27 protein-coding genes are annotated in these 25,119 nt (G+C 64.3%); 11 read left to right on the top strand and 16 right to left on the bottom strand.

Translation table 11 applies throughout. The features are described from left to right. Window positions 1–113 precede the first annotated feature (113 nt). The 3 genes from NKI18_RS17615 to NKI18_RS17605 form a co-directional block, all read right to left on the bottom strand. The gene (locus NKI18_RS17615; RefSeq protein ID WP_023674094.1) at window positions 114–680 is read right to left on the bottom strand and encodes a DUF6101 family protein; all 567 of its coding nucleotides are present in this window, start codon (window positions 678–680) and stop codon (window positions 114–116) included. Between the two features lie 186 nt (window positions 681–866). Continuing rightward, window positions 867–2,297 carry an FAD-binding oxidoreductase gene (locus tag NKI18_RS17610; RefSeq protein ID WP_352615241.1) on the bottom strand — a complete coding sequence of 477 codons (1,431 nt, stop codon included), beginning with the start codon at window positions 2,295–2,297 and terminating at the stop codon, window positions 867–869. Window positions 2,298–2,315: 18 nt separating this feature from the next. Then, a complete protein-coding gene (locus tag NKI18_RS17605) occupies window positions 2,316–3,296 on the bottom strand; it encodes an L-threonylcarbamoyladenylate synthase (protein WP_352615239.1) in 981 nt (326 codons plus the stop codon). Window positions 3,297–3,455: 159 nt separating this feature from the next. On the opposite strand from NKI18_RS17605, the gene NKI18_RS17600 reads away from it, so the two are divergent. Beyond that, a complete protein-coding gene (locus NKI18_RS17600) occupies window positions 3,456–3,887 on the top strand; it encodes a hypothetical protein (protein ID WP_352615237.1) in 432 nt (143 codons plus the stop codon). A gap of 35 nt (window positions 3,888–3,922) precedes the next feature. Here the strand turns inward: NKI18_RS17600 and NKI18_RS17595 are convergent, their stop codons facing one another. Next, complete coding sequence (locus NKI18_RS17595) at window positions 3,923–6,667, bottom strand: glycine--tRNA ligase subunit beta (protein WP_352615235.1); 2,745 nt, start codon at window positions 6,665–6,667, stop codon at window positions 3,923–3,925. A 277-nt stretch (window positions 6,668–6,944) separates the two neighbouring features. Here NKI18_RS17595 and NKI18_RS17590 point away from each other — a divergent pair, with 277 nt between their 5' ends. Beyond that, window positions 6,945–7,118 (top strand): hypothetical protein, encoded by a 174-nt coding sequence (locus NKI18_RS17590; protein ID WP_352615234.1) that lies wholly within the window; start codon window positions 6,945–6,947, stop codon window positions 7,116–7,118. Here NKI18_RS17590 and NKI18_RS17580 read toward each other — a convergent pair. The 3 genes from NKI18_RS17580 to NKI18_RS17570 form a co-directional block, all read right to left on the bottom strand. Beyond that, window positions 7,115–8,152 (bottom strand): glycine--tRNA ligase subunit alpha, encoded by a 1,038-nt coding sequence (locus NKI18_RS17580; RefSeq protein ID WP_023674087.1) that lies wholly within the window; start codon window positions 8,150–8,152, stop codon window positions 7,115–7,117. The genes NKI18_RS17590 and NKI18_RS17580 overlap by 4 nt on opposite strands. 267 nt (window positions 8,153–8,419) lie before the next feature. Beyond that, entirely contained in the window at window positions 8,420–10,195 is a 1,776-nt protein-coding gene (locus NKI18_RS17575) for a tetratricopeptide repeat protein (RefSeq protein ID WP_352615313.1), read from the bottom strand. 210 nt (window positions 10,196–10,405) lie between these two features. Continuing rightward, window positions 10,406–10,651, bottom strand: coding sequence for a hypothetical protein (locus NKI18_RS17570; RefSeq protein WP_352615232.1), 246 nt, complete (start codon window positions 10,649–10,651; stop codon window positions 10,406–10,408). Here NKI18_RS17570 and NKI18_RS17565 point away from each other — a divergent pair. Continuing rightward, window positions 10,628–11,677 (top strand): MFS transporter, encoded by a 1,050-nt coding sequence (locus NKI18_RS17565; RefSeq protein WP_352615230.1) that lies wholly within the window; start codon window positions 10,628–10,630, stop codon window positions 11,675–11,677. The two genes, NKI18_RS17570 and NKI18_RS17565, sit on opposite strands and share 24 nt — an antisense overlap. 26 nt (window positions 11,678–11,703) lie before the next feature. Here the strand turns inward: NKI18_RS17565 and NKI18_RS17560 are convergent, their stop codons facing one another. Then, window positions 11,704–12,720, bottom strand: coding sequence for a polyprenyl synthetase family protein (locus NKI18_RS17560; protein WP_292663011.1), 1,017 nt, complete (start codon window positions 12,718–12,720; stop codon window positions 11,704–11,706). A 426-nt stretch (window positions 12,721–13,146) separates the two neighbouring features. On the opposite strand from NKI18_RS17560, the gene NKI18_RS17555 reads away from it, so the two are divergent. The 6 genes from NKI18_RS17555 (at window position 13,147) to moaB (ending at window position 16,841) form a co-directional block, all read left to right on the top strand. After that, complete coding sequence (locus tag NKI18_RS17555; RefSeq protein WP_023674082.1) at window positions 13,147–13,371, top strand: putative signal transducing protein; 225 nt, start codon at window positions 13,147–13,149, stop codon at window positions 13,369–13,371. Beyond that, the gene (locus tag NKI18_RS17550; protein WP_352615228.1) at window positions 13,371–14,171 is read left to right on the top strand and encodes a tRNA1(Val) (adenine(37)-N6)-methyltransferase; all 801 of its coding nucleotides are present in this window, start codon (window positions 13,371–13,373) and stop codon (window positions 14,169–14,171) included. The genes NKI18_RS17555 and NKI18_RS17550 overlap by 1 nt, the downstream gene beginning before the upstream one ends. A gap of 87 nt (window positions 14,172–14,258) precedes the next feature. Then, on the top strand, window positions 14,259–15,116 hold the full coding sequence (locus NKI18_RS17545) for a S49 family peptidase (RefSeq protein ID WP_352456850.1): 858 nt from the start codon (window positions 14,259–14,261) through the stop codon (window positions 15,114–15,116). A gap of 81 nt (window positions 15,117–15,197) precedes the next feature. After that, complete coding sequence (locus NKI18_RS17540; protein WP_023674078.1) at window positions 15,198–15,383, top strand: membrane protein; 186 nt, start codon at window positions 15,198–15,200, stop codon at window positions 15,381–15,383. A gap of 26 nt (window positions 15,384–15,409) precedes the next feature. Further along, on the top strand, window positions 15,410–16,312 hold the full coding sequence (locus NKI18_RS17535; protein ID WP_352615312.1) for a 4-(cytidine 5'-diphospho)-2-C-methyl-D-erythritol kinase: 903 nt from the start codon (window positions 15,410–15,412) through the stop codon (window positions 16,310–16,312). Then, window positions 16,299–16,841: a molybdenum cofactor biosynthesis protein B gene (gene moaB, locus NKI18_RS17530; protein WP_352456849.1), complete on the top strand. Its 543-nt coding sequence runs from the start codon at window positions 16,299–16,301 to the stop codon at window positions 16,839–16,841. The genes NKI18_RS17535 and moaB overlap by 14 nt, the downstream gene beginning before the upstream one ends. Window positions 16,842–16,874: 33 nt before the next feature. Here the strand turns inward: moaB and NKI18_RS17525 are convergent, their stop codons facing one another. Then, the gene (locus NKI18_RS17525; RefSeq protein ID WP_352449928.1) at window positions 16,875–17,849 is read right to left on the bottom strand and encodes a phytanoyl-CoA dioxygenase family protein; all 975 of its coding nucleotides are present in this window, start codon (window positions 17,847–17,849) and stop codon (window positions 16,875–16,877) included. Window positions 17,850–18,037: 188 nt separating this feature from the next. After that, window positions 18,038–18,541 (bottom strand): glycosyltransferase, encoded by a 504-nt coding sequence (locus tag NKI18_RS17520; RefSeq protein ID WP_023674074.1) that lies wholly within the window; start codon window positions 18,539–18,541, stop codon window positions 18,038–18,040. Between the two features lie 151 nt (window positions 18,542–18,692). On the opposite strand from NKI18_RS17520, the gene NKI18_RS17515 reads away from it, so the two are divergent. Both NKI18_RS17515 and rnhB read left to right on the top strand, forming a co-directional pair. Then, window positions 18,693–19,847, top strand: coding sequence for a PA0069 family radical SAM protein (locus NKI18_RS17515; protein WP_254818651.1), 1,155 nt, complete (start codon window positions 18,693–18,695; stop codon window positions 19,845–19,847). A gap of 165 nt (window positions 19,848–20,012) precedes the next feature. Beyond that, window positions 20,013–20,708, top strand: a complete 696-nt coding sequence (gene rnhB, locus NKI18_RS17510) for a ribonuclease HII (RefSeq protein ID WP_352615225.1) — start codon at window positions 20,013–20,015, stop codon at window positions 20,706–20,708. Between the two features lie 245 nt (window positions 20,709–20,953). Here the strand turns inward: rnhB and NKI18_RS17505 are convergent, their stop codons facing one another. The 6 genes from NKI18_RS17505 to NKI18_RS17480 form a co-directional block, all read right to left on the bottom strand. Continuing rightward, window positions 20,954–21,445 (bottom strand): F0F1 ATP synthase subunit B, encoded by a 492-nt coding sequence (locus NKI18_RS17505; protein WP_352615223.1) that lies wholly within the window; start codon window positions 21,443–21,445, stop codon window positions 20,954–20,956. 10 nt (window positions 21,446–21,455) lie between these two features. After that, window positions 21,456–22,031 (bottom strand): F0F1 ATP synthase subunit B, encoded by a 576-nt coding sequence (locus NKI18_RS17500; protein ID WP_352456846.1) that lies wholly within the window; start codon window positions 22,029–22,031, stop codon window positions 21,456–21,458. A gap of 81 nt (window positions 22,032–22,112) precedes the next feature. Continuing rightward, window positions 22,113–22,337 (bottom strand): F0F1 ATP synthase subunit C, encoded by a 225-nt coding sequence (locus NKI18_RS17495; RefSeq protein ID WP_006206606.1) that lies wholly within the window; start codon window positions 22,335–22,337, stop codon window positions 22,113–22,115. A gap of 68 nt (window positions 22,338–22,405) precedes the next feature. Then, window positions 22,406–23,164: a F0F1 ATP synthase subunit A gene (locus NKI18_RS17490; RefSeq protein ID WP_352615221.1), complete on the bottom strand. Its 759-nt coding sequence runs from the start codon at window positions 23,162–23,164 to the stop codon at window positions 22,406–22,408. Between the two features lie 70 nt (window positions 23,165–23,234). Then, window positions 23,235–23,633, bottom strand: a complete 399-nt coding sequence (locus tag NKI18_RS17485) for an AtpZ/AtpI family protein (RefSeq protein WP_352615219.1) — start codon at window positions 23,631–23,633, stop codon at window positions 23,235–23,237. 255 nt (window positions 23,634–23,888) lie between these two features. Beyond that, complete coding sequence (locus NKI18_RS17480; RefSeq protein WP_352615217.1) at window positions 23,889–25,073, bottom strand: cell wall hydrolase; 1,185 nt, start codon at window positions 25,071–25,073, stop codon at window positions 23,889–23,891. Window positions 25,074–25,119: the final 46 nt, after the last annotated feature.

Here is a 25,119-nt window from a genome sequence, read left to right as displayed (position 1 = left end):
GAATGAGGCGTCGGCGTTCCCTGGAGCACCCCTCATCCGACCGAGCTTCGCTCGGCCACCTTCTCCCACAGGGGAGAAGGAAAGAAGGGCGGCGCAAGCCCGCCAAGCCCATGCTATTCCCGCGAAATGAGCTCCTCGCCGCCGATGACCAGCCTGAGGCCGAGATCGCCGGCGCGGCGGCGGGCGAGGAAGCGCGGGCGTCGCATGGTCGAGACGCGACCTTTGCGGCGGTCCTGCGCCGGCAGCGCCTTGATGGCGGCACCGAGCGATTCTTCCAGCGTGCGGGCAATGCCGTCGGCCTCGATCAGCAGCATCGGCAGCCGGTAGGCGTCGGCCCAGGCGCGCCAGTCGGCGGCGACGTCGTCGAGATCGTCGGCGACCAGCAGCGGCACCGACAGCATCGGGTCATTGTGCAGAAGCTCAAGCGTCACTGTGACATTGCCATCCGGATCCTCCATGGCGCGGGCGGCGACGCCGCGAAACGCGTTGGCGGGCAGAGCGATGATCGCCGGCACGCCGCTCATCTCCAGCGTGCGGCGGATAACCGCGCCGCGCTGGTCGATGGTGAAGGTGACGTCGCCATAGTCGTCGCGCGTGGCGTAGCTCACCACCTGCGGCAGGCGGAATGGGTCGAGACGCATATTGCGGCCGGCCCAGACTGGCTTCAGTCCAGTGTTCATATCGTGCCTTTCCTGTTTCTCCTGAGAGCCGGTGTTTCCGGTTCTCCGGGCCGGTTTTCCCAGCCTCGTTTGTGGAGAAACATTAGCGCGGGCTTCTTATCCTCGCGCTTAAGAAAGTCGGTTAAATTTTGCTGATCCGGGGCAGATGGTTATCGGAATGCGAACCGGCGCAGGCCGGCGAAAGGATCAGATAACCTTACCCGGATTCATGATGCCGGCCGGGTCGAACGCGGCCTTCACCCTGCGCATCAGCTCGATCGCCATCGGCGGCGCCGTCGCGATCAATTCGTCCCGCTTCAACTGGCCGATGCCGTGCTCGGCTGAGATCGAGCCATGAAACGCGCGCACGACGTCGTGCACGGCCTTGTTCATGACGTGGTAAAGGCCGAGAAACGCCTCGTCATCGCCGTCGACCGGCCGGGAGATGTTGTAGTGCAGATTGCCGTCGCCCATGTGGCCGAAGCAGACGACGCGCGCGCCGGGACTGACCGATTGCACGGCGCCGGCGGCCTTTTCAATGAAGGGCGGGATTGACGCCACCGGCACCGAGATGTCGTGCTTGATCGAGGCACCTTCCGGCTTCTGCGCCTCGGGCAGCACCTCGCGGAAATTCCAGAACGCATCGCCCTGGGCCATGCTTGCCGCGATCACCGCATCGCCGACGATGCCTTGCTCGAGGCCTGCCTCCAGCACCTCCTCGATCAGCGCCCTTGCATCGTCGGCCGAACGGCCCGACGAGATCTGCATCAGCACATACCACGGCCAATCGCCGGCCAGCGGCCGCACCACGCCTTGTGCGTGGGCAAGCGTGAAGTCGTAGGGCCTCTGGCCGATCAGCTCGAAGGCGGTGAGCGCTGCCCCTGCACGATCCATTGCCAGGCTGAACAGCGACAGTGCCGCCTCCGGCGATGACAGGCCGGCAAACGCCACCTCGCGCCCCTTGGGCTTGGGGAACAGCTTGAGCACGGCGGCGGTGATGATGCCGAGCGTACCCTCGGCGCCGACGAACAGGTTCTTCAGATCGTAGCCGGTATTGTCTTTTTTCAGCTTGCGCAGATCGTCGAACACTTCACCGGTCGGCAGCACCACTTCGACGCCGAGGCAGAGCTCGCGCGCATTGCCGTAGGCAAGCACGCCGGTGCCGCCGGCGTTGGACGAGAGATTGCCGCCGATCTGGCAGGAGCCTTGCGCGGCAAGCGACAGCGGAAACAGCCGGTCGGCGGCATCGGCCGCTTCCTGCAGCGTCTGCAGGATGACGCCGGTTTCGACCGTGACCGTGTTGGACAGCGTATCGATTTCGCGGATGCGGTTCAGCCGCGACAGCGACAGCACGATCTCGCGGCCGGATGCGTCCGGCACCTGGGCGCCGACCAGCCCGGTGTTGCCGCTTTGCGGCACGATGGGCGTGCCGGTTTCGGTCGCCAGCCGCATGATGCTGCTGACCTCCTCGACGTTCCCCGGCCTCAGCACCAAAGCCGTCCTGCCGTGCCAAAGTCCGCGCCGCTCGGTGAGGTAAGGCGCGATGTCCTGCTGGTCGCGCAGCGCATATTTATCGCCGACGATTGCCGCAAAGCGCGCGACGACGGCGGGGTCGAGATCGGGGGAAATGTCGTTCATGGGTGGAAACTATGGTGCTCAATCCATCTTGTCACGCGGGGCGATCTTGTCACGCGGGGCGGCGGCGCGCGAAAGCCGGTCATTGATCGCCTCGCCCAGCCCGTCGAACGGGATCGGCTCGACGGCGATGGTTTTGGCGCCACTGCCATCGAGATCCTGCAGATGGGCGAAGAGATTGCTTGCCGCCTCGCGCAGGTCGCCGGTCTCCGACAAGTTGCGCAGGGCGGCTGCATCGCGCCAGCCTTCGGCACGGCGGCGGCCGAAGGCCAGCAAGGCTTCGCCCGGTGCGACCTCCGCAGCATTGAGCCGCACTGCCGCACCTGGCGCATAGTGCGAGGCGAGCATGCCGGGCGCCTCGATGCCCGAAGCGCCGCGCAGCAACTTTGACCCGGCCACCGCTTCGATCTCTTCGGCGGCAATGCCGCCCGGCCGCAGCAGCCGCAGCTTTCCAGCTTCGACCTTGACAATGGTCGATTCCAGCCCGACCGGCGTCGCGCCGCCGTCGACCACAAGCTTGATCCGGGGACCGAGATCGGCGGCCACGGCTTCGGCCGTCGTGGCGCTGATCCTGCCCGAGGAATTGGCGCTGGGCGCCGCCAGCGCGCGACCGAACCTGGCGATCAGATCGCCGCCAAAGCCTTTCGGCATGCGCAGCGCGATCGTTTCCAGGCCGGCGGTGACCAGCGGATGAATGCCGTTGCCGGGCCGTTGCGGCAGCACCAACGTCAGCGGCCCCGGCCAGAATGCCTGCGCCAATCTTTCCGACAGCGGGTCGAACAGCGCGATGCGCTCGGCCATCGCCGGGTCGGCTATATGGGCGATCAGCGGGTTGAAGCGAGGGCGGCCCTTGGCTTCGAAGATACGAGCCACGGCAACGCCATTGGTCGCGTCGCCGGCCAGCCCATAGACGGTCTCGGTCGGGATGGCGACGACATCGCCGCTCGCGAGCAGCGCCAACGCCCTTTCCATCGCCTCGCCGACGGCACGAATTTCAGCCACTGTCGTCACCTCACGGATGCGGGTGCCTAATACGCTGACGCCGGGCGAGCAAGCCCAGGCATTGGCGAATCGCAAATCGCTAAAATGCTATGTTTCCCCGCAAGCTGGCATCAACTGCCCTCGGCTAGGGTGCCGTCTTGTTGGGCAAGGGGAATTATCATGCTTTCGATGCGTATCCTTGGAGCGCTTGGTCTGGCGTTTATGGCCGGCACGGCACAGGCCTCGTCGCTGGTTTTTCTCGGGCAAACGACGGCGACGCCTTCGGTGGTAAGTGCCGGCGCGCACGAGCGGGCGAAAACACCGTCGATCGTCGCGCTCGGCGAGAAGTTGCCTGACGTCAATGAAAACGTCACCGATGAAAAGGTCGCGGCAATCCCGAGCCAGCCGAACCATGGCTTCACCGGAAGCCCGATGATCATTCGCGGCGGTATCGTCGGCGATGCCTTTGCAACGCCCGCGCCCAAAGCCGTGCCGGCCACCGCCGCCGCGCCCGCCGCGGACGGCAAAGCCGACCCAAAGGTCGCCAGCACCCCCCCTGAGCCGGCAGCGCCGCAGCCGGCGCCGCTAGCAGCTCCCGACCAGCCGAAATAGCGCCTGAAGCATAAGCGACGATTTCTTCGCGGACGTCAGCCGGCTATCTTGGAGAAATCCGCGACCCGGTCGGTCGCCGCCCGGATGCGGGCGAGCAATGCCAGGCGATTGGCGCGCACCGCCTGGTCCTCATCGTTTACGAGGACTTTGTCAAAGAATGAATCAACCGGCTCGCGCAACAGGCTAAGCGCCAGCATGGCGGCGGAAAAGTCTTCGTTTTGAATTGCTTCGCCGGCTTGCCTCTCGGCCTGATTGACCGCGGCGTACAAGGTTTTTTCGGCGTCCTCCCGGAACAGAGCCGGATCAACATGGTCGGCGATCGTCGTTTTCTTCTTCTCCTCGGCAGCCACGATGTTGGCCGCGCGCTTGGTGCCAGCAAGCAGGTTCCTGCCGTCCTCGCTGTCGAGGAAGGAGCCAAGCGCTTCGACGCGGCGGACGATTTGCAGGAGATCGTCGTTCTGGCCAATCTCCCCCCTTGAGGGGGAGATGCCCGGCAGGGCAGAGGGGGGTGCCTCGCGCCGAGAGGCCGGCGGGACAGCGCCCCCCTCTGTCGGCTGCGCCGACATCTCCCCCTCAAGGGGGGAGATTGGGCGCGAACCCGCCGCGAGTACGGCGTCGATCAGGTCATGCCGCGCGCCCTGATCGCGGAGATAGACTTTTAGGCGATCGTGGAAGAAGGACAGGAGGTTGTTGATCTCTTGCTGCTGCCTTTCTCCGGAACGCTCAAAGGTGTTGTTTGAGATTGCGGAATCGCGTTCGATGACGAGATCGGTAAGCGAATCTCCCCCGAGTTGCTGCTCTAGCTCCGCAGCAATTTCGAACTGTCGGTCGAGTTTGGGATCGCGTATGTGATCTGCAACATCCTCGGACGCGATATTGGCCACAGATTTCAAGGACAACCTAATCCCGTTCTCAATCAGTATCCTCGTTACCCCCAACGCCGCCCTCCGCAGCGCATAGGGGTCCTTCGATCCGGTCGGCTTTTCATCGATCGCCCAGAATCCCACCAGCGTATCAAGCTTGTCAGCAAGCGCCACGGCGACCGATACCGGATCGGTCGGCACGCGATCGGACGGGCCCTGCGGCTTGTAGTGCTCCTCGATCGCGGCGGCGACGGAAGGATGCTCGCCCTGCAGCAGCGCGTATTTGCGGCCCATGGCGCCTTGCAGTTCCGGGAACTCGCCAACCACTTCGGTGGTGAGGTCGGCCTTGGCGAGGACGGCGGCGCGGCGCGCGAGCGCGATAATCTCCCCCCTCGAGGGGGAGATGTCGCCGAAGGCGGCAGAGGGGGTCGTCTCGCGTGGAGCGCCAACTTCCTCTTGCTTCGAAATGTCAGATCGCGTCGCGCCAGCCGAAGCGACCCCCTCTGGCCTGCCGGCCATCTCCCCCTCGAGGGGGGAGATCGACTGCGCCACGATTGGCGCCAGTTCTTCCGCCAACCTGGCAATCCGCTCCACCCGCTCGCCTTGCGTGCCGAGCTTGGCATGAAATGTTACATTGAGGTGGTCGAGGCGAGCCATGCGCTGGTCGAGCGGCTTTTTGAGATCAAGTCCGAACTTTTGCGCCGATGCCTGTAGCTGGTCGAGATCCGGCAGGTCGCCCTGGTCGGTCTTCCAGAAATAGAGCGCGTCGGACAGGCGCGCGCGCACCACCTTGCCGTTGCCGTGGGCGATCTCCTTGCCGCCATCCTTGGCCTCGATGTTGGCGGTCAGGATGAAACGATTGGAGAGCGGCGATTGGCTGATCTCCCCCCTTGAGGGGGAGATGGCCGGTAGGCCAGAGGGGGTCGGCACGACCTGACGCGACTCCCTATCGCGGACAGGGGATGCCGCCGATCCACGCGAGGCGACCCCCTCTGTCGCCTTCGGCGACATCTCCCCCTCGAGGGGGGAGATTTGGCGCGTCGTCACAAAACACTTCTGGTTGGCGCGAATGGTGAGCCTGATCACCTCGGCCGGAATGGCGAGAAAATCCTGTTCGAATTCGCCCATCAGCACGACAGGCCATTCGACCAGGCCCGACACTTCCTCCAGCAGCCCCTCGTCCTCGACAAGGTCGAGCCCGCTGGCGAAGGCGAGGTTCCTGGCATCGGCAAGAATGATCTCCTTGCGCCTGTCGGCATCGAGCACGACCTTGGCCGCCTCCAGCTTGGCGACATAATCGTCGAAGCGGCGCACCGTGATGGCGCCCGGCGCATGGAAACGGTGGCCGTAGGTGACATTGCTGGAGCGGATGCCGTCGATCTCGAAATCGACCACCACCGGCTCCTCGGTTTCGGGGCCGAAGGTGCACAGGATCGATTGCAGCGGCCGCACCCAGCGCAGCGAGCCGGGCTTGGCCGAAGCCGGCCCCCAGCGCATCGATTTCGGCCAGGGGAAGTTGCGGATGATGCCCGGCACCAGCTCGGCGATGATCTGCTCCGCCGGCCTGCCCGGCCTGGAAATATGGGCGACATAGAAGTCGCCCTTCTTCGGATCGGAATGAACATGCGCCTCGGCAATCGAGGCAAGGCCGGCCTTGCGCAGAAAACCTTGCACCGCCTGCTCGGGGGCCTTGGTCGAAGGCCCCTTGATCTCCTCGCTGATGTCCTTCGAGCGGGCGGTCAGGCCGCGGATGTCGAGCGTCAGCCGGCGCGGCGTCCAATATTCGCGCGTCGCCTCATAGGTCAGCCCGGCTTCGACCAGACCGTCGGTCAACAGCTTTCGGAGGTCGCCGGCCGCCTTGCGCTGCATGCGAGCGGGGATTTCTTCGGAACGAAGTTCTAGAAGCAGGTCAGGCATTGAAAGAGCTCACGCGACAAAAAACAGCCGCCGCTTCGCGGCGTCCTCCCCCATCGAGGCGAAGGTAAGCGGGGCATAGCAACTCGGTCGGCTGCTGTCACCCTTCCCAGCAAGATCGGGCCAGCACGATCAAGGCGTCCAACGGCGATTTCCGAAAAAATTCAGCCGCCTGTCGGACACGCGCCGGTCCGCCCGTCCTTGGATCAAAGATTTCCATGAACCGAACGCAGCGCTGAAGCGACCAACGCTCAGGCAGAGAGCTATTGGCTGAACGAGCATGAAAACGGCATCGACATTCCTGCAGATCCTCGCGCTCAGCGCCTGTTTCGCGGCGCAGGCTCATGGCACGTTCTCGATGCCCGGCGTCAGGCAAGCGCTGCGGACAATTGCCGGCTCCAGCGGGCAAAGCTTGTTGTCAATCAGTGCTGCCGTCGAAATCGTCTGCAGCTAAGCCGCCATTCCGCCCGCCTGCGTCAGCAGAAACGCCTCGCCGCAGGCTTTGGCCAGATTGCGCACCCGCAAAATATAACTCTGGCGCTCGGTGACGGAAATCACGCCGCGTGCGTCGAGCAGATTGAAGACGTGGCTGGCCTTGATGCACTGGTCGTAGGCTGGGAAGACCATGCGGTGATATCCCTCCCCCTTGAGGGGACCAGACAAGGTCTGGCCGGGAGGGGTCGCTCGTGCAGTGCTCGACGCCTGACCTGCGGTGCCTTCTGAGGCGACCCCCTCTGCCCGCTTCGCGGGCGTCTCCCCCTCAAGGGGGAAGATGGGCGCGCCGGCTTGTAGCAACGCCTTGCACTCGGCTTCGGCGTCTTCGAAATGGCGCAGCAACATCGCGGTGTTGGCAAATTCGAAATTATGGCGCGAATATTCCTGCTCGGCCTGCAGGAAGACGTCGCCATAGGTCACCTTGTCGGCGCCTTCACGACCGTTGAAGTTGAGGTCGTAGACATTGTCGACGCCCTGCACATACATGGCCAGCCGTTCCAGCCCGTAAGTGAGCTCGCCCGCCACCGGTGCGCATTCGATGCCGCAGACCTGCTGGAAATAGGTGAACTGCGACACCTCCATGCCGTCGCACCAGCACTCCCAGCCCAGCCCCCAGGCGCCCAGCGTCGGGCTTTCCCAGTCGTCCTCGACGAAGCGGATGTCATGCAGCAGCGGATCGATGCCGATCGCGGCCAGCGAGCCGAGATAAAGCTCCTGCAGATTGGGCGGATTGGGCTTCAGGATCACCTGGTATTGGTAATAGTGCTGCAGCCGGTTCGGGTTCTCGCCATAGCGGCCGTCCTTGGGGCGGCGCGAGGGCTGGACATAGGCCGCGTTCCAGCGTTTTGGGCCGAGCGCGCGCAATGTCGTTGCCGGATGGAATGTGCCGGCGCCGACTTCCATGTCGTAAGGCTGGAGGACGACGCAGCCATAGTCCGCCCAGTAATTATGCAAGGTCAGGATCAGCCCCTGGAACGAGCGGCTTGGGTGCATATGGGCAGGAATGGTCACGGCGGCCTCGGCGGGAAAGGCGGGATGCCGGCACGTCCTAGATGCCTGGCCAGCAAGCGTCAAGGCAGAGGGGGTCAGGCCTTTGAAGGTGTTCCCTTCTCCCCTTGTGGGAGAAGGTGGCCGAGCGAAGCTCGGTCGGATGAGGGGTGTTCCAGCTTGGCACCGACGGCAATCCGTCCGACACCCCTCAACCGTCTCGGCGCTGCGCGCCGATCCACCTTCTCCCACAAGGGGAGAAGGAAAGAAGGGTCACCCCTTCGGCGCGGGCACCGGCACGGGCTTTACGTTCGGGGTTTCCTGCGCTGTGTTGGATTCGATCGGCGGCAGGCCTTTCATCAGCTTTTGCTGCAAGGCGGCAAGCACGTCCGGGTCCGGCTTCAGGTCGCGGGCCTGGTTCCACTGGAAGGTGGCTTCCAGCTTGCGGCCGACGCGCCAGTAGACGTCGCCGAGGTGATCGTTGAGCACCGGATCCTCCGGCTTCAACGAAACGGCGCGTTCCATTTCGCGCACCGCATCGTCGAACTGGCCAAGGCGGTAATAGGCCCAGCCCAGCGAATCGACGATGTAGCCGTCGCTCGGCCTCAGGTCGACGGCCTTCTGGATCATCGCGAGGCCTTCCTTGAGGTTCATGTTCTTGTCGACCCAGGAATAGCCGAGATAGTTCAGAACCTGCGGCTGGTCGGGGTAGAGCTCCAGCGCCTTGCGGAAATTCGGCTCGGCCTTCGGCCATTCCTTCAGTCGCTCATAGGCGATGCCGCGCTGGTAGAAAATGTTCCAGTTGGCGGCGGTCGGCGTCTTCAGCACCTCGACTGCCTTGTCGTAAAGATTGGCGGCGGAGCGGAAATCCTCCTTCGAGGAATAGACGCCGCCGAGCGCCAGATAGGCGCGCATGTCGTCGGGATGCGCATCGACGATGGCCTTGAGGTGAGCGATCGCCTCGTCGTTGCGGTCGAGATCGGCAAGGTTGAGGCCAAGCTGCAGGTCCGAAAGCTCCTTCAGCGGCGAGCCAGCGGGAATGCGGCGATAGAGCGCGATGGCGCCCTCGCCGTCTTTCAACTGCTCGGCAACGGCGGCAAGCTGAACGAGCGCCGCGTCGTTGTCGGGCCGCAGCGCCAGGGCATATTGCAGATAAAGCCGCACGAATGGCTCGCCGCCGCCGCGGTTGAGCGCGGTGGCGAGATCGAGCAGGATTTCCGAGGCGCCGTCCGACGGACCGGCAACGAAGGGCTCGATCTTTTCGCCCTTGTTGATCTTGTCGCGAAGGGCCGCAATCTCGACCTTGCCGGGGGCGAACGCCTCGGCCTTGTCGAGCACCGACAGCGCCTTGGCCTTGTCGCCTTTGCGGGCGAGGAAAGAGGCGTAGGCCTGCGCGTTGCGCATCCATGTTTCGGGGGCCGCACCGCCTGCCGCCGTGTCCTGCACGGTGGCGGTGTAGAGCGCATCCGCCCTGTCGGGCAGGCCGGAGGCGTCGGCAATCAAGGCGCGGTGGAAGGACTTGAACAGGCTGAACCAGTCGGGGCCCTGCAGCTTGTCGATGGAAGCCATGGCCTCGCCGGCGTCACCCGCACCCTGCTTGGCCCAGCCGGTCATGACGCCGGAGATCAGCCGGTCGAGATCGGATTCTAGCGACAGCTTGAGCCAGTATTCGGCCTTGGAGAAATCCTTCTTGTGGAAGGAATCGATGGCCAGCGCCAGGCGCGAGAAGCGCTCGACATCGGGAACCGCCTTAAGCTTGTCGGCATAGACCAGGGATTCATCGAAGCGCCCCTGCGCGATCAGCGACAGCATCAGGCTCTGCTGCAGTCCCGTATCGTTCGGATCGAACGCAAGCGCCTGCTTGTAATAGGAGATGGCACTGTCGAGGTCGTTGTCGCCATCGGCGATCCTGGCGGCAAGATAGGCCCCCGAGAAGGATGTGATCCTGACCGGCTCGGCAGTCTGTTTGGCATGCGCCGGCAAAGCCGAGATCGCCATGCCCGTCGCGATTGCCAGCCCCGTCAGCCAGCGCGCATATCCTTGCCGCATCATATCCCTTTCAGCCAAACGCCATCTCCGCGTCAGCGGGATCGCCGTAGACTCGATCTTTACAGGTAAAGCATGGCCTTTTTGGGGTCGTGCTTCAACCCGGCCCGAATTCACAATCGGGTCAAGCAATTAATAAACCATGCCGAAAGAGGTCGCACGACCGCATTGCGACACTCCGGCAATGGGAAACCGGCGTCACGGCCCCGAACCTCAGGACGGTTGCGAAAGGCTTGCGTCGAGCGCCTGCATGGCGACGGTGACAAGGTCGTGCAGCCGCTTTTTCGGCACGCCGTCGCGTGCCTGGACCGAAAGGCCGTGCATCAGCGTGGCGTAATAGTCACCCAGCGTCTCGGCATCGGTATCCGGCTTCAATTCGCCATCGCGCACGGCCTTTTTCAATCGCTCGACGATCGATGCGGTACGCGCCAGCCGATGCTCCGCCAACCATTGCAGCACGGCGTCATTTTCGACGGCGCAATTGGTCGCGGCAACCGGGCGCTCGCCGTCTGGGGCGGCGCAGGCGCCAGCGGCCTGACGCTCGGTTCGCTTGCCGGCGGGTTTCTGACCAGCGCCTTCGGCTGGCCGTCGGTCTTCTACGTCAACGTGCTGTTGGCCGGGATCGCCATCATCTCGGCTTTCGCCATCATTCCACGTGACAGCACGCGGCACGAGCAGCGCAGCTTCGATCTGCCTGGCGCGCTGACCGTCACCGCCGGCGCGACGCTGCTTGTCTTCACCCTGGTTCAGGGGTCTGAATATGGCTGGGGCTCTGGCGCAATCATCGCCAGCGCGCTGCTGGCGGCATTGTTTCTGATTGCCTTCACCGTGATCGAGGCCAACAGCGCCGACCCGCTGATGCCGCTGCGCCTGTTCCACAACCGCAGCCTTGTCGCCGGCATGACGATAACCTTCCTCTACATGGCCACTTTCGGCGCGCTGCCTTACTTCCTCACCGTGCTGCTGCAGAACGTGCACGGCTTCACTGCCTTGCAGACGGGCCTCGCCTTTCTCGTGCCGTCGGTCGCCATCGCCACCGGTACGCAACTCGGCGAGCGTCTGGCAACGCGCTTTTCGACGCGCAGCACCCTGGTCGGCGGCATGATCGTCGGCGGGGTCGGCACAGCATTGATGGTATCAGGCGCGACTGCCGACAGCAGCTATCTGTCCCTCGTACCCGGCCTGATCGTCTCCGGCGTCGGACACGGCATCGTCTGGACCGCAATGTGGATTGCCGCCGCTTCCGGCGTTGCCCATGACCAGCAAGGCGTCGCCTCGGGGATGGCTTCGACGACGCTCAATGTCGGCAACGCCATCGGCATGGCCGTGCTGATTGCGATTGCGAACAGCCAAATCGGCGAATTGTCCGGCAATGCGTTGAAAATTGCCGTCGCCGACGGCATCCAGGTCGCCTTCTGGCTCGCGGCGGCGGGCATCGTCGCTAGCCTGCTGGCAGCAATGGTTCTTCCGGCAAAGGCTCGATGAGAACAAGCGCGGGGCGCCGATGCCTCTCAATTCACCCGGCTGATGCAGAAATCGATGACGTCGATCAGCGCCGATTTCTGCGGCGTCGCCTCGAGCGGCGCCAGCGCGTCGCGGGCGATCTCGCCGAAATGGCGGGCGCGCCCGATGGTGTCGGCAATTGCGCCGTGGCGGAGCATCAGGCCGATGGCCTTCTCCAGCCCGGCATCGTCGGCGGCATTGTCCTCGATGGCGCGTTTCCAGAAGCTGCGCTCGGCCTTGGTGCCGCGCCGATAGGCGAGGATCACCGGCAGCGTGACCTTGCCCTCGCGAAAATCGTCGCCGACATTCTTGCCGAGATCCTTGCTGGTGCCGCCGTAATCCAGCGCGTCATCGATCAGCTGGAAGGCAAGGCCGAGATTCATGCCGTAGGAGCGCAGTGCTGCGCGATCATTGCGCGTCGCCTGGGCGATGACCGGGCCGACCTCGGCGGCGGCTGAGAACAGAGCCGCGGTCTTGGCCTTGATCACCGCGAAATGCTCGTCCTCGGTGGTCTCGAGGTTTTTTGCGGCGGCGAGCTGCATCACCTCGCCTTCGGCGATCACCGAGGCCGCACTCGACAGGATGTCGAGCGCCTCCAGCGAGCCGACATCGACCATCATGCGAAAGGCTTGGCCGAGCAGGAAATCACCGACCAGAACACTGGCCTGGTTGCCCCAGATCATACGCGCCGTCTTCTTGCCGCGCCGCATGCCGCTTTCGTCGACGACGTCGTCGTGGAGAAGTGTCGCGGTATGCATGAATTCGACCGATGTGGCGAGCTTGACATGGCCGTCGCCGGAATAGCCGAACATCTGGGCGGCGGCGAGCGTCAGCATCGGCCGCAGCCGTTTGCCGCCCGAAGAGATCAGATGGTTGGCTATCTCCGGAATCATCTCGACATCGGAGCCGGCCTTCGACAGGATCAATTTGTTGACGCGCCCCATGTCGGCCGCGGTCAGGTCGATGAGGTCCTTTATCGAGGCGGCTTCGCGCTTCCCGTTTTCAATGTTGAGAACGACACCCACGGCAAAACTCCCAACCTCGATATGCACGACGGCAACATGGTCCCTGGACAGACTCTAGGGTGTCACCCACCGGCGCGGCAAGAGGCGAATTGGCGCGCCGGCTCTGGTACATGATCACGCCTACGTTTACATCAACGCCGCAAACTGCGAGTTTAGGGCCATGATCTATCGATATGATCGAAATGGTGTGAGGCCATCTGTCCGGATACGCGGAGCGAAGGCGCAGGAAGCCATTCGGCTTTCAAGTCCTTCGCGACAAAGTAGCCGGGCAGATGGACCACATCCTCCGGACGCCGAAACGGCTGCAAGCTGCGTCGTCGAACCGCTCGGCCGGGGGAAAGACCCCGACCTTCGCGCTTCTCCTCGCATCTTCTTGCCGTTTCAGGCGCCATTTCGACCATATCGATAGATCATGGCCCTAATCCGATGATAGAGCTCATCCGCACCAACGACGCCGTCATCATTTCGTTTGTCGAATCGCTGATGCGCGATGCCGGCATCGGCTGTTTCGTCGCCGACCAGAATATGAGCGTCCTCGACGGCTCGATCGGCATCCTGCCCCGCCGTGTCATGGTGGACGCCGACAAGGCCGATGCGGCGCGGCGCATCCTGACGGATGCCGGCATCGCCAACGAGATCCGCCAAAAATAATGTCCGCGTCGCCCGCTGCCCTTGTCCCGGACATGCCGGCTCATACGGTCGATGCCTTCCATCGCGGTCGCTTCTGGCTGGTGCAGCCGAGAAAGGCAGGCCACCGCGCCGGCATGGATGCGATGATGCTGGCGGCTGCCGTGCCGTCCTCCTTCGCCGGGCGGCTTGCTGACTTTGGCGCGGGTGCCGGTGCCGCCGGCCTGGCGGTACTGTCGCGCTGCCCCGCTGCAGAGGCCGTGCTTGTCGAGCGTTCCCCGGAAATGGCGGCCTTCGCCACCACCACGCTTGCCCATCCCGGCAATGCGCATCTCAGCGACCGCGCCTCGGTGCTCGTCGCCGATGTCGCGCTGTCGGGCCGGGCGCGAGCGGCCGCCGGCCTCGAGGACAACAGCTTCGATTTCGTCATCATGAACCCGCCGTTCAATGCCGCCGAGGATCGCGCGACGCCCGATCCGCTGAGAAAGGCCGCGCATGTCTCGGAGGATGGATTGTTCGACAGCTGGATCCGCAGCGCGGCCGCGGTGGTCAGGCCGGGCGGCGGGCTGGCCGTCATCGCCAGGCCGCAACAGCTCGGCGCCATCCTCGATGCCATTGCCGGCCGCTTCGGCGACGCCGAGATGCTGGCCGTCCACCCTCGCCCCGAGGCGGCAGCGATCCGCATCGTTGTCCGGGCAGCACTCGGCGCACGCGGCAAACTGTCGATCCGGCCGCCGCTGATGCTGCATGCCTACTCAGGCAATGGCCCCTCGGAACGGGCAGAGCTGATCAATAACGGGCTGGCGTCGCTGTTCGGAGACTGATCCATTTTGATTGCCGGGGTGACGGCATTGCCGTTGGCCGGCGAATTCCTACATGCCTCAAGCATATCGACCGGAGACAGCCCCCTCGTGAAACGCCTTTTCAACCGCCTGCTGCCGAAGTCCTGGCGCTCCACCGTCGTCACCATTCCGGTCATCCGGCTGCACGGCACGATCATGCCCGGCGGCGGCCAGTTCCGGCCGAGCTTGTCGCTCGCTTCCACCGCCGGCCTTCTCGAAAAGCTGTTTTCCTTCGACGCGCCGGCGGTCGCCATCTCGATCAATTCGCCAGGTGGCTCGCCGGTGCAGTCGCGGCTGATCTTCAGGCGCATCCGCGACCTGGCGAGCGAGAAGAACAAGAAAGTCCTGGTTTTCGTCGAGGACGTGGCGGCCTCGGGCGGCTACATGATCGCGGTCGCCGGCGACGAGATCTTTGCCGACCCGTCCTCCATCGTCGGCTCGATCGGCGTGGTGTCGGCCTCGTTCGGCTTTCCGGAGCTGTTGAAGAAGATCGGCGTCGAGCGCCGCGTCCACACCGCCGGCCAGAACAAGGCGGTGCTCGACCCGTTCAAGCCGGAAAAGAAGGAAGACGTCGAGCGCCTGAAGGCGCTGCAGCTCGAGGTCCACGAGACCTTCATCGATCTCGTCAAGGACAGGCGCGGCAGCAAGCTCAAGGACGATCCCGACCTGTTCACCGGACTTTTCTGGACGGCCAAAAAGGGGCTGGAGCTCGGGCTGGTCGATGCGCTCGGCGACATGCGCAGCGTGCTGAAGAGCCGTTTCGGGCCGAAAACCCAGCTCAAGCTGATCACCGCACCGCGCGGCCTGTTCGGCCGCTTCGGCCTGTTCGGCTCGAGCTTTTCGGCGCCCGATATCGCCGCCGCCGCGGCAAGCGGCGTCATCGATGCGGCGGAAGAGCGCGCGCTGTGGGCGCGCTTCGGGCTTTGAAAAGCTGGTGAAAGCGTCTAGCATAAATCATCAACCGACCCGACCGGCCGCCTTGCCGGCCTTGCGAGGGAGGAGTTTGACATGCCGCAGATCATTTTCTTCGCCGTCGTCGGCATTGCCGCCTATTTCGGCTACCGCTCCTTCGTCAGGGAAGCCGAGCGTGTGACCGCCAAGGTGCGGCGTACCGAAAAGCAGGCCGCCAACGGTACAATGGGAACATTGGTCAAGGACCCGAAGACCGGCGAATACCGTCTGGCCAAGGATTGACCGTCGTCCCCCTCGCGGCCGAGCCAGTGAACGCCGAGGCCAGCATCCGGGCATCGCATGCGCACGCCAAGATAAATCTCGCGCTGCACGTCACCGGCCAGCGCGCCGACGGTTATCACATGATCGAAAGCCTGGCTGTGTTCACGCGCTTCGGCGACCGCATCGAGACGGAACTTGCCGACAGCGATGGGTTTTCCGTGTCTGGCAAATACGCCTCCGCGGTGCCGGTCGACGACAATAATCTGGTGGTGAGAGCGCGCGATGCACTGCGGCGCGAGGCCGGTCTCCAGCACGCGCCGGCTGTCGCGATCAGGCTCGAAAAGAACCTGCCGGTTGCGTCCGGTGTCGGCGGCGGATCGAGTGACGCGGCGGCTGTGCTGCGCGCCCTGGTCCAGACCTGGGGACTTGATGTCGGCGATGCCGAACTGGCGCGGATCGGCCTGTCGCTCGGCGCCGACGTGCCGATGTGCCTCGCTGCCAAGCCGCTGATAGCCCGCGGCGTCGGCGACGAGCTGACGCTCGTGCCGGGTTTCCCGGCGCTGGGTCTGGTGCTCGTCAATCCCGGCACTGCCGTCTCGACGGCCGATGTGTTCGAGGCGCTTGGCCGCCGCGACAACGCGGGACTGCCGCCGCTGCCGCGCAACCTCGACTTCCACAGCATCCGCAACTGGCTGGAGATCACCCGCAACGATCTCGAGCCTGCGGCGCGCGCAATCCAGCCCGCCATCGGCAAGGCGCTTTCCGTGCTCAACAAGGCCGGAGCCGGTTTTGCCAGGATGTCCGGTTCCGGCGCCACCTGCTTCGGGCTGTTCGAGACCGGCAATGTGGCCAAGCGCGCGGCCGTCGATATTCGCAGCCGCCATCCCGACTGGTTTGTCGCGGCGACGCGAAGCGTGACATCGGAGGTTGATGCCCATGGCCAGGATTGACGAGAGCCGCCCCTTCGTTCCCGTGCGCATCGCGGTACTGACCGTTTCCGATACGCGCAGCCTCGCCGACGACAAATCCGGGCAGACGCTGGCCGACCGCATTGCCGAGGCCGGCCATGTCCTGGCCGCCCGCGACATCGTCACCGACGACCGCGACAAGATCCGCGACAAGGTCCTGGGCTGGTCGAAGGACGATGCGATCGATGTCGTCATCACCACCGGCGGCACCGGCTTCACCGGCCGCGACGTGACGCCGGAAGCGCTGGAGCCGATCTTCGAAAAGCGCATGGACGGCTTTTCCGAAGTGTTCCACCGCATCTCCTACGACAAGATCGGCACTTCGACGATCCAGAGCCGGGCAACCGGCGGCGTCGTCAACGCCACCTTCGTTTTCGTGCTGCCGGGCTCGCCCGGCGCCTGCAAGGACGCCTGGGACGGCATCTTGAAGCCGCAGCTCGACTATCGGCACATGCCCTGCAACTTCGTCGAGATCATGCCGCGGCTGGACGAGCATTTGCGGCGCGGCTGAGACGAACCGAGGTATCAGCCAAGCGACCTCGGTTTAGCGAATGACCGGCTCGCCGTGAAAACGCCGGCGCGACGGCGGCGAGACGCCAAAGCCGACTTCCATCATCAGTCGCGGCGTGCGCGTCGGAACGGTGCCCATATGGAAGCCGAACGGATCCTCGACAAAGCCGAGGCCGGCCGGCCCGGTCAGCGTGACCGGGCTCTGCTCGCCGTAGACGCCCAGCACCTCTTCCGCCGAATGGCCGACCAGCAGCGTCAGCTGATGCTTCAGGATGCGGCGGTTATGGGAGCCGCGGACATAGACATGCGGCCCAGTGTCGGCGTCGACCGGCACCAGGTAGAAAAAGAACTTCAGCATGCGCCAGTCGTCGAGGTCGAAATGGTATTTGCCGAGCGAGGCCATGTTCTTGTCGGCGTCCGAGACGCCACCGGTCGGAAAGCTCCACCAGACGCGGGTGGTGATCAGCTTGGCCTGGCTGCCGAGATAGTGCGCTGCGATATCGAGAAGCAGCGGATCGCGCTGCACGGCGACCGCAGCGTTGCAGTCGAGGACCCGTTCGAAATAGTGACCGCTGAGCAGCGGGCGGCCGAAATGCTTTTCGGCATCGGCGTGTTTTTCGGGCAGGAATTCCAGCCGGCGGTCGAAATTGCCGAAGCATGGCGTGCGCTCGGCGAAGCGGGCAATCTCCTCATGGATGGCGGCCGGCAGCATCAGGCCCGAATAGAGCCCCTCCGTCCGCAGCGCGCCGACGACGGCATCGCGATCGACGCCGGCGAACATCGTTTCACCGACATTGCGCGCCGGCGGAACGGGCTTTGCACCGCGCCAGTGCAGGCGCCGCGCCGGCATGGTGCGGGCCAGCATGAACATCGGCAGCCATGCCGGATTCTCGCGAAGGTCGGAAAGATAGGTCGGGATGCGGGCGGCGATGCGGCGCAGCGTGCCGCCGTTTCGTGCGATCGCCTCGAGGCTTGCAGCGCCGGACTTGTCAGGGCTTGAAAGGGTCATCGGGGTCCTCAAAATGTCGATGGAACAGCATCGACGTTAGTCGTCGCCGCTCCGGCACACCCCAAACCCTATTCGCCCATATCGCCGGGAATGGTAACCCCCGGCCAGATTTTGTGCAATGCACAATAAACGACGACCCGCCAGAAAATTTGTTTGGGCGGGGTTCCCTGAACCGGCACGGTAAGCCGTCACTTCCGCGGCGCGACCCAGATCTCGGCGTGGAGCCTCCTGGTCGCCAGGCCGCGGGCGATCGCTTCGGCGCTGCGGGCATTCTTCGACAGCGCGGCGGCCTGACGCTTGCTGATCACCAAGCCTTCGGCGAGAGCGCGATTTCCGGCAAAGACCCGTGACAGGAACGGCGCGCGGCTGCCGCGTGCCCGCGAAAATCGCGCCGCCATGGTTTGCCTCGCCGTATGGGCGACGACCTCGTCGATCCAGCCCTCTCCCAGCCGCGCTCCCGGTTCCAGCAAAAGCAGCCAGTCGCCCTTGGCCTGCCTGATGCCGGCGGCGATGCCGCCGCTGACATAGTGGCAGCCGGCATGTTCGGCGACGCGGTGCGTCTGATCGGTCGAGCCGGTATCGCAGACGAGAACGTCGCGCACCACGCCTTCGACCGCGCCGCTGATCAGCGAGGCGAGCGTGCGGGCAAGGCCCTCCTCGTCATTCAGGGTTTCGATCAGGACGCTGAGCATGTTTAGCCGAATAGCGGAAAGCGGTGGGCAGCGCCAGTTTTTGCGCCGCGCCGCGAGAAAGTTCTTGCTTTGTTCTCGTTGATACGATAGGAATACATTCATGAGCAGAGCGATTCGACAGCGGGCGGACAGTCCCTGGGAAAGGGCCAAGATGGAACAGATCGTGCGTGCCGATATTGCAGCCTTCGGCGCTGGCAGGGCCGAGATGGCGAATGCGATGATCGAGCAGAGCGGCATGCGCGTCCGCCCGGACCGCAATCGCGGCAGGTCGGCGGGCATCAATCCGTCCGGCCGTTTCGAGCCGGTCAGCCGGCATGTGTTCGACGACGGCTGGAATTCGCTGGAGGAGCTGCCGCCGTTCAAGACCGAGGTACAGGTCGAGAAGCCGCGCACCATCATCACGCGCAACGAATCGCCCGACATCTCCTTCGACCGCTCGATCAATCCCTATCGCGGCTGCGAACATGGCTGCGTCTATTGTTTCGCGCGGCCGACGCACAGCTTCATGGGCCTGTCGCCGGGGCTGGATTTCGAATCGAAGCTGTTTGCGAAGCCGGATGCGGCGCGGCTGCTCGACAAGGAATTGTCCAGGGATAATTACCAGCCGCGCACCATCGCCATCGGCACCAACACCGATCCTTATCAGCCGATCGAGAAGCAATATCGGATCATGCGCGAGATCCTCGAAGTGCTGGAGGCGCGCGGCCATCCGGTCGGCATCGTCACCAAGTCGGCGCTGGTGACGCGTGACATCGACATTCTGTCGCGCATGGCCGAACGCGGGCTGGCCAAGGTGGCGTTGTCGGTGACGACGCTCGACCGCATGCTGGCGCGCACCATGGAGCCGCGCGCGTCGACGCCGACCAAGCGGCTGGAGGCGATCAGACAGCTTTCGGATGCCGGCATTCCGGCCTCGGTGATGGTCGCGCCGATCATCCCCGGACTGACCGACCCGGAAATGGAGCGCATCCTCGATTCGGCGCAGGCAGCGGGCGCGCGTGAAGCCGGCTATGTGCTGCTGCGTCTGCCGCTGGAGGTCGCGCCGATCTTCAAGGACTGGCTGCTGCGCCACTATCCCGACCGCTATCGCCACGTCATGTCGCTGATCCGTTCGATGCGCGACGGCAAGGACTACGATTCGGAATGGGGCAAGCGCATGAAGGGCTCCGGCCCCTATGCCTGGCAGATCGGCCGGCGCTTCGAGATCGCCGCCAAACGGCTCGGCCTCAACGCCGAGCGGCGCTCGCTCAGGACCGACCAGTTCGTCCCCGCCGCCAAGGCAACCGAGCAGCTGATGCTGCTGTGACAAAGCGTCTCGCGCCAGCCGCTTGAAGCGGCCGGCAACAGGCAAAAATCCCGTCCGGCCTGTCCTGTCCCCGGGCTTGCAGACGGTAGCCCCTCCTGGTCCGGTGCCCCGCCCGACCCGGAGGGACTTGCGGAGAATCGGAGCCGATGCGAACCTCGCCGCACCATGGCTCGCCCGCGTTCCGATTCTCCGCTTCTCTTCGAAATCGTCGAGAAACCCGACTTCTCGTTTGAGACGAAGGCGATGGCCGAAGGCCTGTGGCCGGTGGCGGGGATGGACGAGGCCGGCCGCGGCCCGCTCGCCGGGCCGGTGGTGGCGGCAGCGGTGGTGCTCGATCCAGCCAACATCCCCGACGGCCTCGACGATTCCAAGCGGCTGACGCATTTGCAGCGTGAGGCGCTGTTCCTGAAAATCCTCGGCTCCGCGCTCGCCGTATCGATGGCCTCGGTCAGCGCCGAGGGCATCGATGCCAGCAACATCCTTAAGGCCAGCCTGGAGGCGATGCGCCGTGCCGTGGCCGGCCTGTCAATCCGGCCGAAGCTGGCGCTTGCCGATGGCCGCGACGTGCCGCCCGGCCTGCCCTGCGAGGGCAGAGCGTTGATCAAGGGCGACCAGCGCTCGCAGTCGATCGCCGCAGCCTCGATCGTCGCCAAGGTGATGCGCGACCGTATGATGTGCGGCTGCGGCAGCCATCATGCGCATTACGGCTTCGAGCTGCATATGGGCTACGCCACTGTCCGCCATCGCACGGCGATCGATCTGCACGGGCCAGTGGCGCGGCTGCACCGCGCCTCCTTCGCGCCGTTCCGGTTCGGCGGCACCGAGGTGCTGGAGGAAGAGGGTTTTTCGGGTTTGGATTGAGCGACCCTGGCGTGATCTCCCCCCTTGAGGGGGAGATGTCGCCAAAGGCGACAGAGGGGGTCGGTACGTCCTGGTGCGACGCCATGCGGGACGAAAGAGAAGGCTAGCGCTTCACGCGCGGCGACCCCCTCTGGCCTGCCGGCCATCTCCCCCTCGAGGGGGGAGATTACGCGCTCAGCCGCTTTCGCTCACAAAAAAGCCGCCAGGTTTCCCGGGCGGCTTCGATGACTTGTTGATGCAGCCGTTCAGTTCAGCTTCGATTTCAAATCCTGCAGCGAGGCGTTGAACAGGTCGGCGCCGGCCTTGGCGTCGATCTTGCCGGCCAGCAGCGCGCGCGCGGCTTCCACGGCGATGTCGACGGCGCTGGCGCGCACTTCGCCGATTGCCTCACGCTCGGCCTGGCCGATCTTCTGCTCGGCCAAGGCGGTGCGCCGGGCGACATAGTCCTCGGTCTTCTTGTGCGCCTCGGCGGCAAGCATGTCGGCTTCACGCTTGGCGGCGGCAACGATGGCCGCCGCCTCCTGCTCGGCTTCCTTGCGCTTGCGCTGGTATTGGCCAAGCAGTTGCTGGGCCTCTTCGCGCAACCGGCGCGCCTCCTCGAGCTCGGAGCTGATCTTGTCGGCACGCGCATCGAGCGCCTTGGCGATCATGCCCGGCACCTTGATGTAGATGGCAATGCCGAGGAAGATTAAGAGGGCAACCGTTGCCCAAAGCGTCGCGAGAGATGTGGCGTCCATGATGCGCTCCTCACCCGGCCACGGATTTGACCGCGGCCGCGATTTCGGCCTTGCTGGCCTTGCCGCCGACAAGCGCCTCGACGATGGCCGAAGCGGTGTCCTCGGCGATCGTGCCGACTTCCTTCATGGCATTGGCCTTGATGGAAGATATGCGCGCCTCGGCCTCGCCAAGCTTCTGGTCAAGCGCTGCCTCGATCGTCTTGCGGGCAGCTTCGGCTTCCGCCTTGGCCGCATCGTTGGCCTGCTGGCCGATCGCATTGGCCTTGCCCTTGGCTTCCGCCAATTCCTGCTCATAGGCGGCAACGGCGGCGTCGGCCTCGCTTTTCAGCCGGGCAGCATGATCGAGATCCTGCGTGATGCGGTCGTTGCGCACGTCGATGATACCGCCGACGCGCGGCATCACGACCCGTTTCAAGAAGAGGTAGAACAGCCCGAAAGTGATTGCCAGCCACACCAGCTGTGACGGGTACGTCGCCGGATTGAATGGCGGGAACGTGCCGTGCGCCTCGGCAGGCACGCCGGTCCCAGCGCTGCCGCCTTCGACGGCGGGCGCGGACTCTTGCGCAAAGGCAGATGTCACGAACATGGGCTATCCCCGAAATTCAGGCCCGCCGCAGGATCGCGGCCGGCCTGTTCAATTCTTGCCAATGTTCAGCCGAACAAGCATTCAGCCGAACAGGGCGAGAAGCGCGATGAGAAGCGAGAAAATACCCAGCGCTTCGGTCACGGCGAAGCCGAAAATCAGACGGCCGAACTGGCCGTCGGCGGCCGACGGGTTGCGCAGCGCGCCCGCCAGATAGCTGCCGAAGATGTTGCCGAGGCCAATGCCCGCGCCGCCCATGCCGAGGCATGCGATGCCGGCGCCGATGTACTTCGCTGCTTCTGCGTCCATTTATTCAACTCCTTTGGATCTAAAATTCCGTTGCGATTCCATCCGGCGGCAATGCCGGAAACTCTAAATCAGTGCGAAGGGTGCAGGGCGTCGTTAAGATACATGCAGGTCAGCACGGCGAAGACGTAGGCCTGCAAAAGCGCCACGAGCAACTCCAAAGCCGTCAAAGCCACGGCCATCGCCAGCGGCAGGACCGAACCCGCAATGCCAAGCGTGCCGAGAGCGCTGAGGCTGACGACGAAGCCCGAAAACACCTTCAGCGTGATGTGGCCGGCCAACATATTGGCGAACAGACGAACCGAGAGGCTGACCGGGCGCGATACGAAGGAAATCACTTCGATCGGAACGACAAGCAACATCATCACGATGGGCACGCCTTTCGGCACGAACAGCTTCAGGAAGCCGAGACCGTGCTTCATGAAGCCGTAGACGACGACCGTTCCGATCACCAGCGCAGCGAGGCCGAAGGTGACGATGATGTGGCTGGTGACGGTGAAGAAATACGGGAACAGGCCAAGCAGGTTGGCGACAAGCACGAACATGAACAGCGAGAACACGAAGGGGAAGAACTTCATGCCTTGCGTGCCCGCGGCGTCCCTCAGCATATTGCCGACAAATTCATAGGCCATTTCCGAGACCGACTGTAGGCGGCCGGGAATGAGGCTGCGGCTCGACGTGCTGAGGTAGAGAAACGCCGATGCGACAGCAACCGTCGCAAGCATGAACAGAGCCGAATTGGTGAAAGACAGGTCGTAGCCGCCGATGTGAATCGGAATGATCGGATGGATCTGGAATTGGTGGATCGGATCGACCTTGTCAGCAGCCACTTTAAATCCCCATCAAAGCCGCAGACGGCTTCAGCATTCTGTTCAATGCGCCGGCATGCGGCGCCTCAATTCATTCTTTCGGATCGCGCGGTTTGTCGCCCGTTCCGAATTCCGACACAAGCCCGGCTGAACGCAGGACGTTGAGCACGCCGGCGCCAAAACCCAGCAGCAGCCCGACTATCAGACCCCATGGCGATGTCCCCGCCACGCGATCGATAAACCAGCCGAGAGCTGCACCGACCACTATCCCGGCGATGAACTCGCTGGACAGTTTGAGCGCCTGGCCGTACCCGGCCGCACTGCCCGCTTTCGCGTCGTCTTTCCCCTCGAGCCGGTCCGGTCGTCTTGCCGCAAGCGATGCTTCAAGCTCGCGCCGGCGGCGCTCAAGATCGTCGTCGCGGATGTCGGCTTCATGCTGCTTGCCGCGGCCGGTTTTTCCGGTTCCGTCTGGCCCATTCTTGTCGGCCACGCAACCCCCCTGCCCGGTCAGACCGTCACCGTCCGTCCGCTTCTTAAAGTCGCCGGCAACATAGTTAGAGGGTCCGCGCCCGTCAAGCCACGGGCGGACGTTCAAGCTCAAGTATTTTTTTGTTATAAATCAGCTACTTGCTCGGGTGCGACATCGTGCCCGACGCGGCCTCTGGCGGGCTGCGGCCGAATCCCTACGGCGACGGGCCTTCGATCGGCCGCTCTCGCGCGAAAGATGCAAGGGCTGCCCGAGCACTTAGCTCCAGCCGCCACCATAGGTGCGGTAGAAGATGTGCAGGCCGATCCTGGTCATTTTCTGCATCGTCCGCGCCCAGCCCGGATGGACGTAGTTGGCGTAATAATGGGTCGACGAGCCGACTTCCGGAATGAAGATCTTGCCGGCTGTGACGGCCATGGCGACATCCTGGGCGGTCTTGTAGGCGACGGCGTTGTCGATGCGCTTCTTCCTGCCGTCGCAGGCAAAGGAAAATTGGCAGCGGTTGAACCAGTTGTCGTTCTGGTAGACGACGCCGCAGATCGAGTTCGGATAGGCCGGGTTGCGGACGCGGTTGAGGATGACCTGGGCGACGGCGGCCTGGCCACGCACGGATTCGCCGCGCGCCTCGAAATAGATGCCGTTGGCGAGACAAGCCTGCTCCGGTTTGGAAAAGACGCTCGCCGGCAGCGGCGTCTGCATCCAGGAATGGTCGCCCTTGCTCAGCGGCGGAATGAAGCGGCCGTCGTTCGGGTCCTCGTCCTGCAGCAAGGCCTCGAAAGGCGACGCCTTGGCGTAATCGGGGGCCGACGAGGCATAGGCGGTCGCCAGCACGTCGGGATGATCGTTGTTGACCAGCGCGGCAAGCATCGCCGGAACGCCGGAATCCGGCTTCTTGTCGACGCGCGTGTGGAAGGCGGCGGCGATCTGGATTTCCTTGCCTTTGATCTCGGGCTTGGCGAAGGCCATCCTCAGGCCGCTGTCCATGCTTGGGCGGAGCAGCGAGGAGGTTCGCTCGAAGATTGAGCCGGCGTTGAAGTTCTTCGGCGGCGAGACGGGCGAGACCTGGATGATGCGGCCCTTCTTGTCGGCACGCGTGATGCGGTTCTCGTCCGGCGTCGTGCCGGCGATGCCGCCCTTGCCGCGAAAGGAGACGGCGCCGACGCCCGGCAACTGGACACCGGAGCCGGAGAGCGAGCCGGTGCTGCTGGAATCGAGGAAGGGCATTTCGGCTGCGTGAACGGAGCCGGCGACGGATTTCTCGACATAGGCGTTCCAGCGGACGCTCGGCGCCTCAAGACCGGAGACCAGGCTTGTCATGTCCTGATAGGCAGCGACCGTCGGAAAGCCGATCCAGATGCCAAGGCCAATAACGAGGGGAGACAGGAAGGAACGCTTTTTCTCACCGGCGGCGGCGACAAGCCGCGTCAAAACACGTCGATGCACGGAACTCTCCAGAAACGCGACGGACCCCACTGGAGAGCTACAATGA

It is taken from the genome of Mesorhizobium sp. M0800, assembly GCF_040320095.1.
In the GTDB taxonomy this organism is placed as follows: domain Bacteria; phylum Pseudomonadota; class Alphaproteobacteria; order Rhizobiales; family Rhizobiaceae; genus Mesorhizobium.
The sequence above is the reverse complement of the archived record's forward strand: the minus strand, read 5'-3'. Positions and strand labels throughout refer to the sequence as shown.

Bases quoted from the DNA above. Each gene is read 5' to 3' on its own strand.
- NKI18_RS17615 (WP_023674094.1), bottom strand. From the start codon at position 680: ATGAACACTGGACTGAAGCCAGTCTGGGCCGGCCGCAATATGCGTCTC.
- NKI18_RS17610 (WP_352615241.1), bottom strand. From the start codon at position 2,297: ATGAACGACATTTCCCCCGATCTCGACCCCGCCGTCGTCGCGCGCTTT.
- NKI18_RS17600 (WP_352615237.1), top strand. From the start codon at position 3,456: ATGCTTTCGATGCGTATCCTTGGAGCGCTTGGTCTGGCGTTTATGGCC.
- NKI18_RS17595 (WP_352615235.1), bottom strand. From the start codon at position 6,667: ATGCCTGACCTGCTTCTAGAACTTCGTTCCGAAGAAATCCCCGCTCGC.
- NKI18_RS17590 (WP_352615234.1), top strand. From the start codon at position 6,945: ATGAAAACGGCATCGACATTCCTGCAGATCCTCGCGCTCAGCGCCTGT.
- NKI18_RS17580 (WP_023674087.1), bottom strand. From the start codon at position 8,152: ATGCACCCAAGCCGCTCGTTCCAGGGGCTGATCCTGACCTTGCATAAT.
- NKI18_RS17575 (WP_352615313.1), bottom strand. From the start codon at position 10,195: ATGCGGCAAGGATATGCGCGCTGGCTGACGGGGCTGGCAATCGCGACG.
- NKI18_RS17565 (WP_352615230.1), top strand. From the start codon at position 10,628: ATGCTCCGCCAACCATTGCAGCACGGCGTCATTTTCGACGGCGCAATT.
- NKI18_RS17555 (WP_023674082.1), top strand. From the start codon at position 13,147: ATGATAGAGCTCATCCGCACCAACGACGCCGTCATCATTTCGTTTGTC.
- NKI18_RS17550 (WP_352615228.1), top strand. From the start codon at position 13,371: ATGTCCGCGTCGCCCGCTGCCCTTGTCCCGGACATGCCGGCTCATACG.
- NKI18_RS17540 (WP_023674078.1), top strand. From the start codon at position 15,198: ATGCCGCAGATCATTTTCTTCGCCGTCGTCGGCATTGCCGCCTATTTC.
- moaB (WP_352456849.1), top strand. From the start codon at position 16,299: ATGGCCAGGATTGACGAGAGCCGCCCCTTCGTTCCCGTGCGCATCGCG.
- NKI18_RS17525 (WP_352449928.1), bottom strand. From the start codon at position 17,849: ATGACCCTTTCAAGCCCTGACAAGTCCGGCGCTGCAAGCCTCGAGGCG.
- NKI18_RS17520 (WP_023674074.1), bottom strand. From the start codon at position 18,541: ATGCTCAGCGTCCTGATCGAAACCCTGAATGACGAGGAGGGCCTTGCC.
- NKI18_RS17515 (WP_254818651.1), top strand. From the start codon at position 18,693: ATGGAACAGATCGTGCGTGCCGATATTGCAGCCTTCGGCGCTGGCAGG.
- rnhB (WP_352615225.1), top strand. From the start codon at position 20,013: ATGGCTCGCCCGCGTTCCGATTCTCCGCTTCTCTTCGAAATCGTCGAG.
- NKI18_RS17505 (WP_352615223.1), bottom strand. From the start codon at position 21,445: ATGGACGCCACATCTCTCGCGACGCTTTGGGCAACGGTTGCCCTCTTA.
- NKI18_RS17500 (WP_352456846.1), bottom strand. From the start codon at position 22,031: ATGTTCGTGACATCTGCCTTTGCGCAAGAGTCCGCGCCCGCCGTCGAA.
- NKI18_RS17495 (WP_006206606.1), bottom strand. From the start codon at position 22,337: ATGGACGCAGAAGCAGCGAAGTACATCGGCGCCGGCATCGCATGCCTC.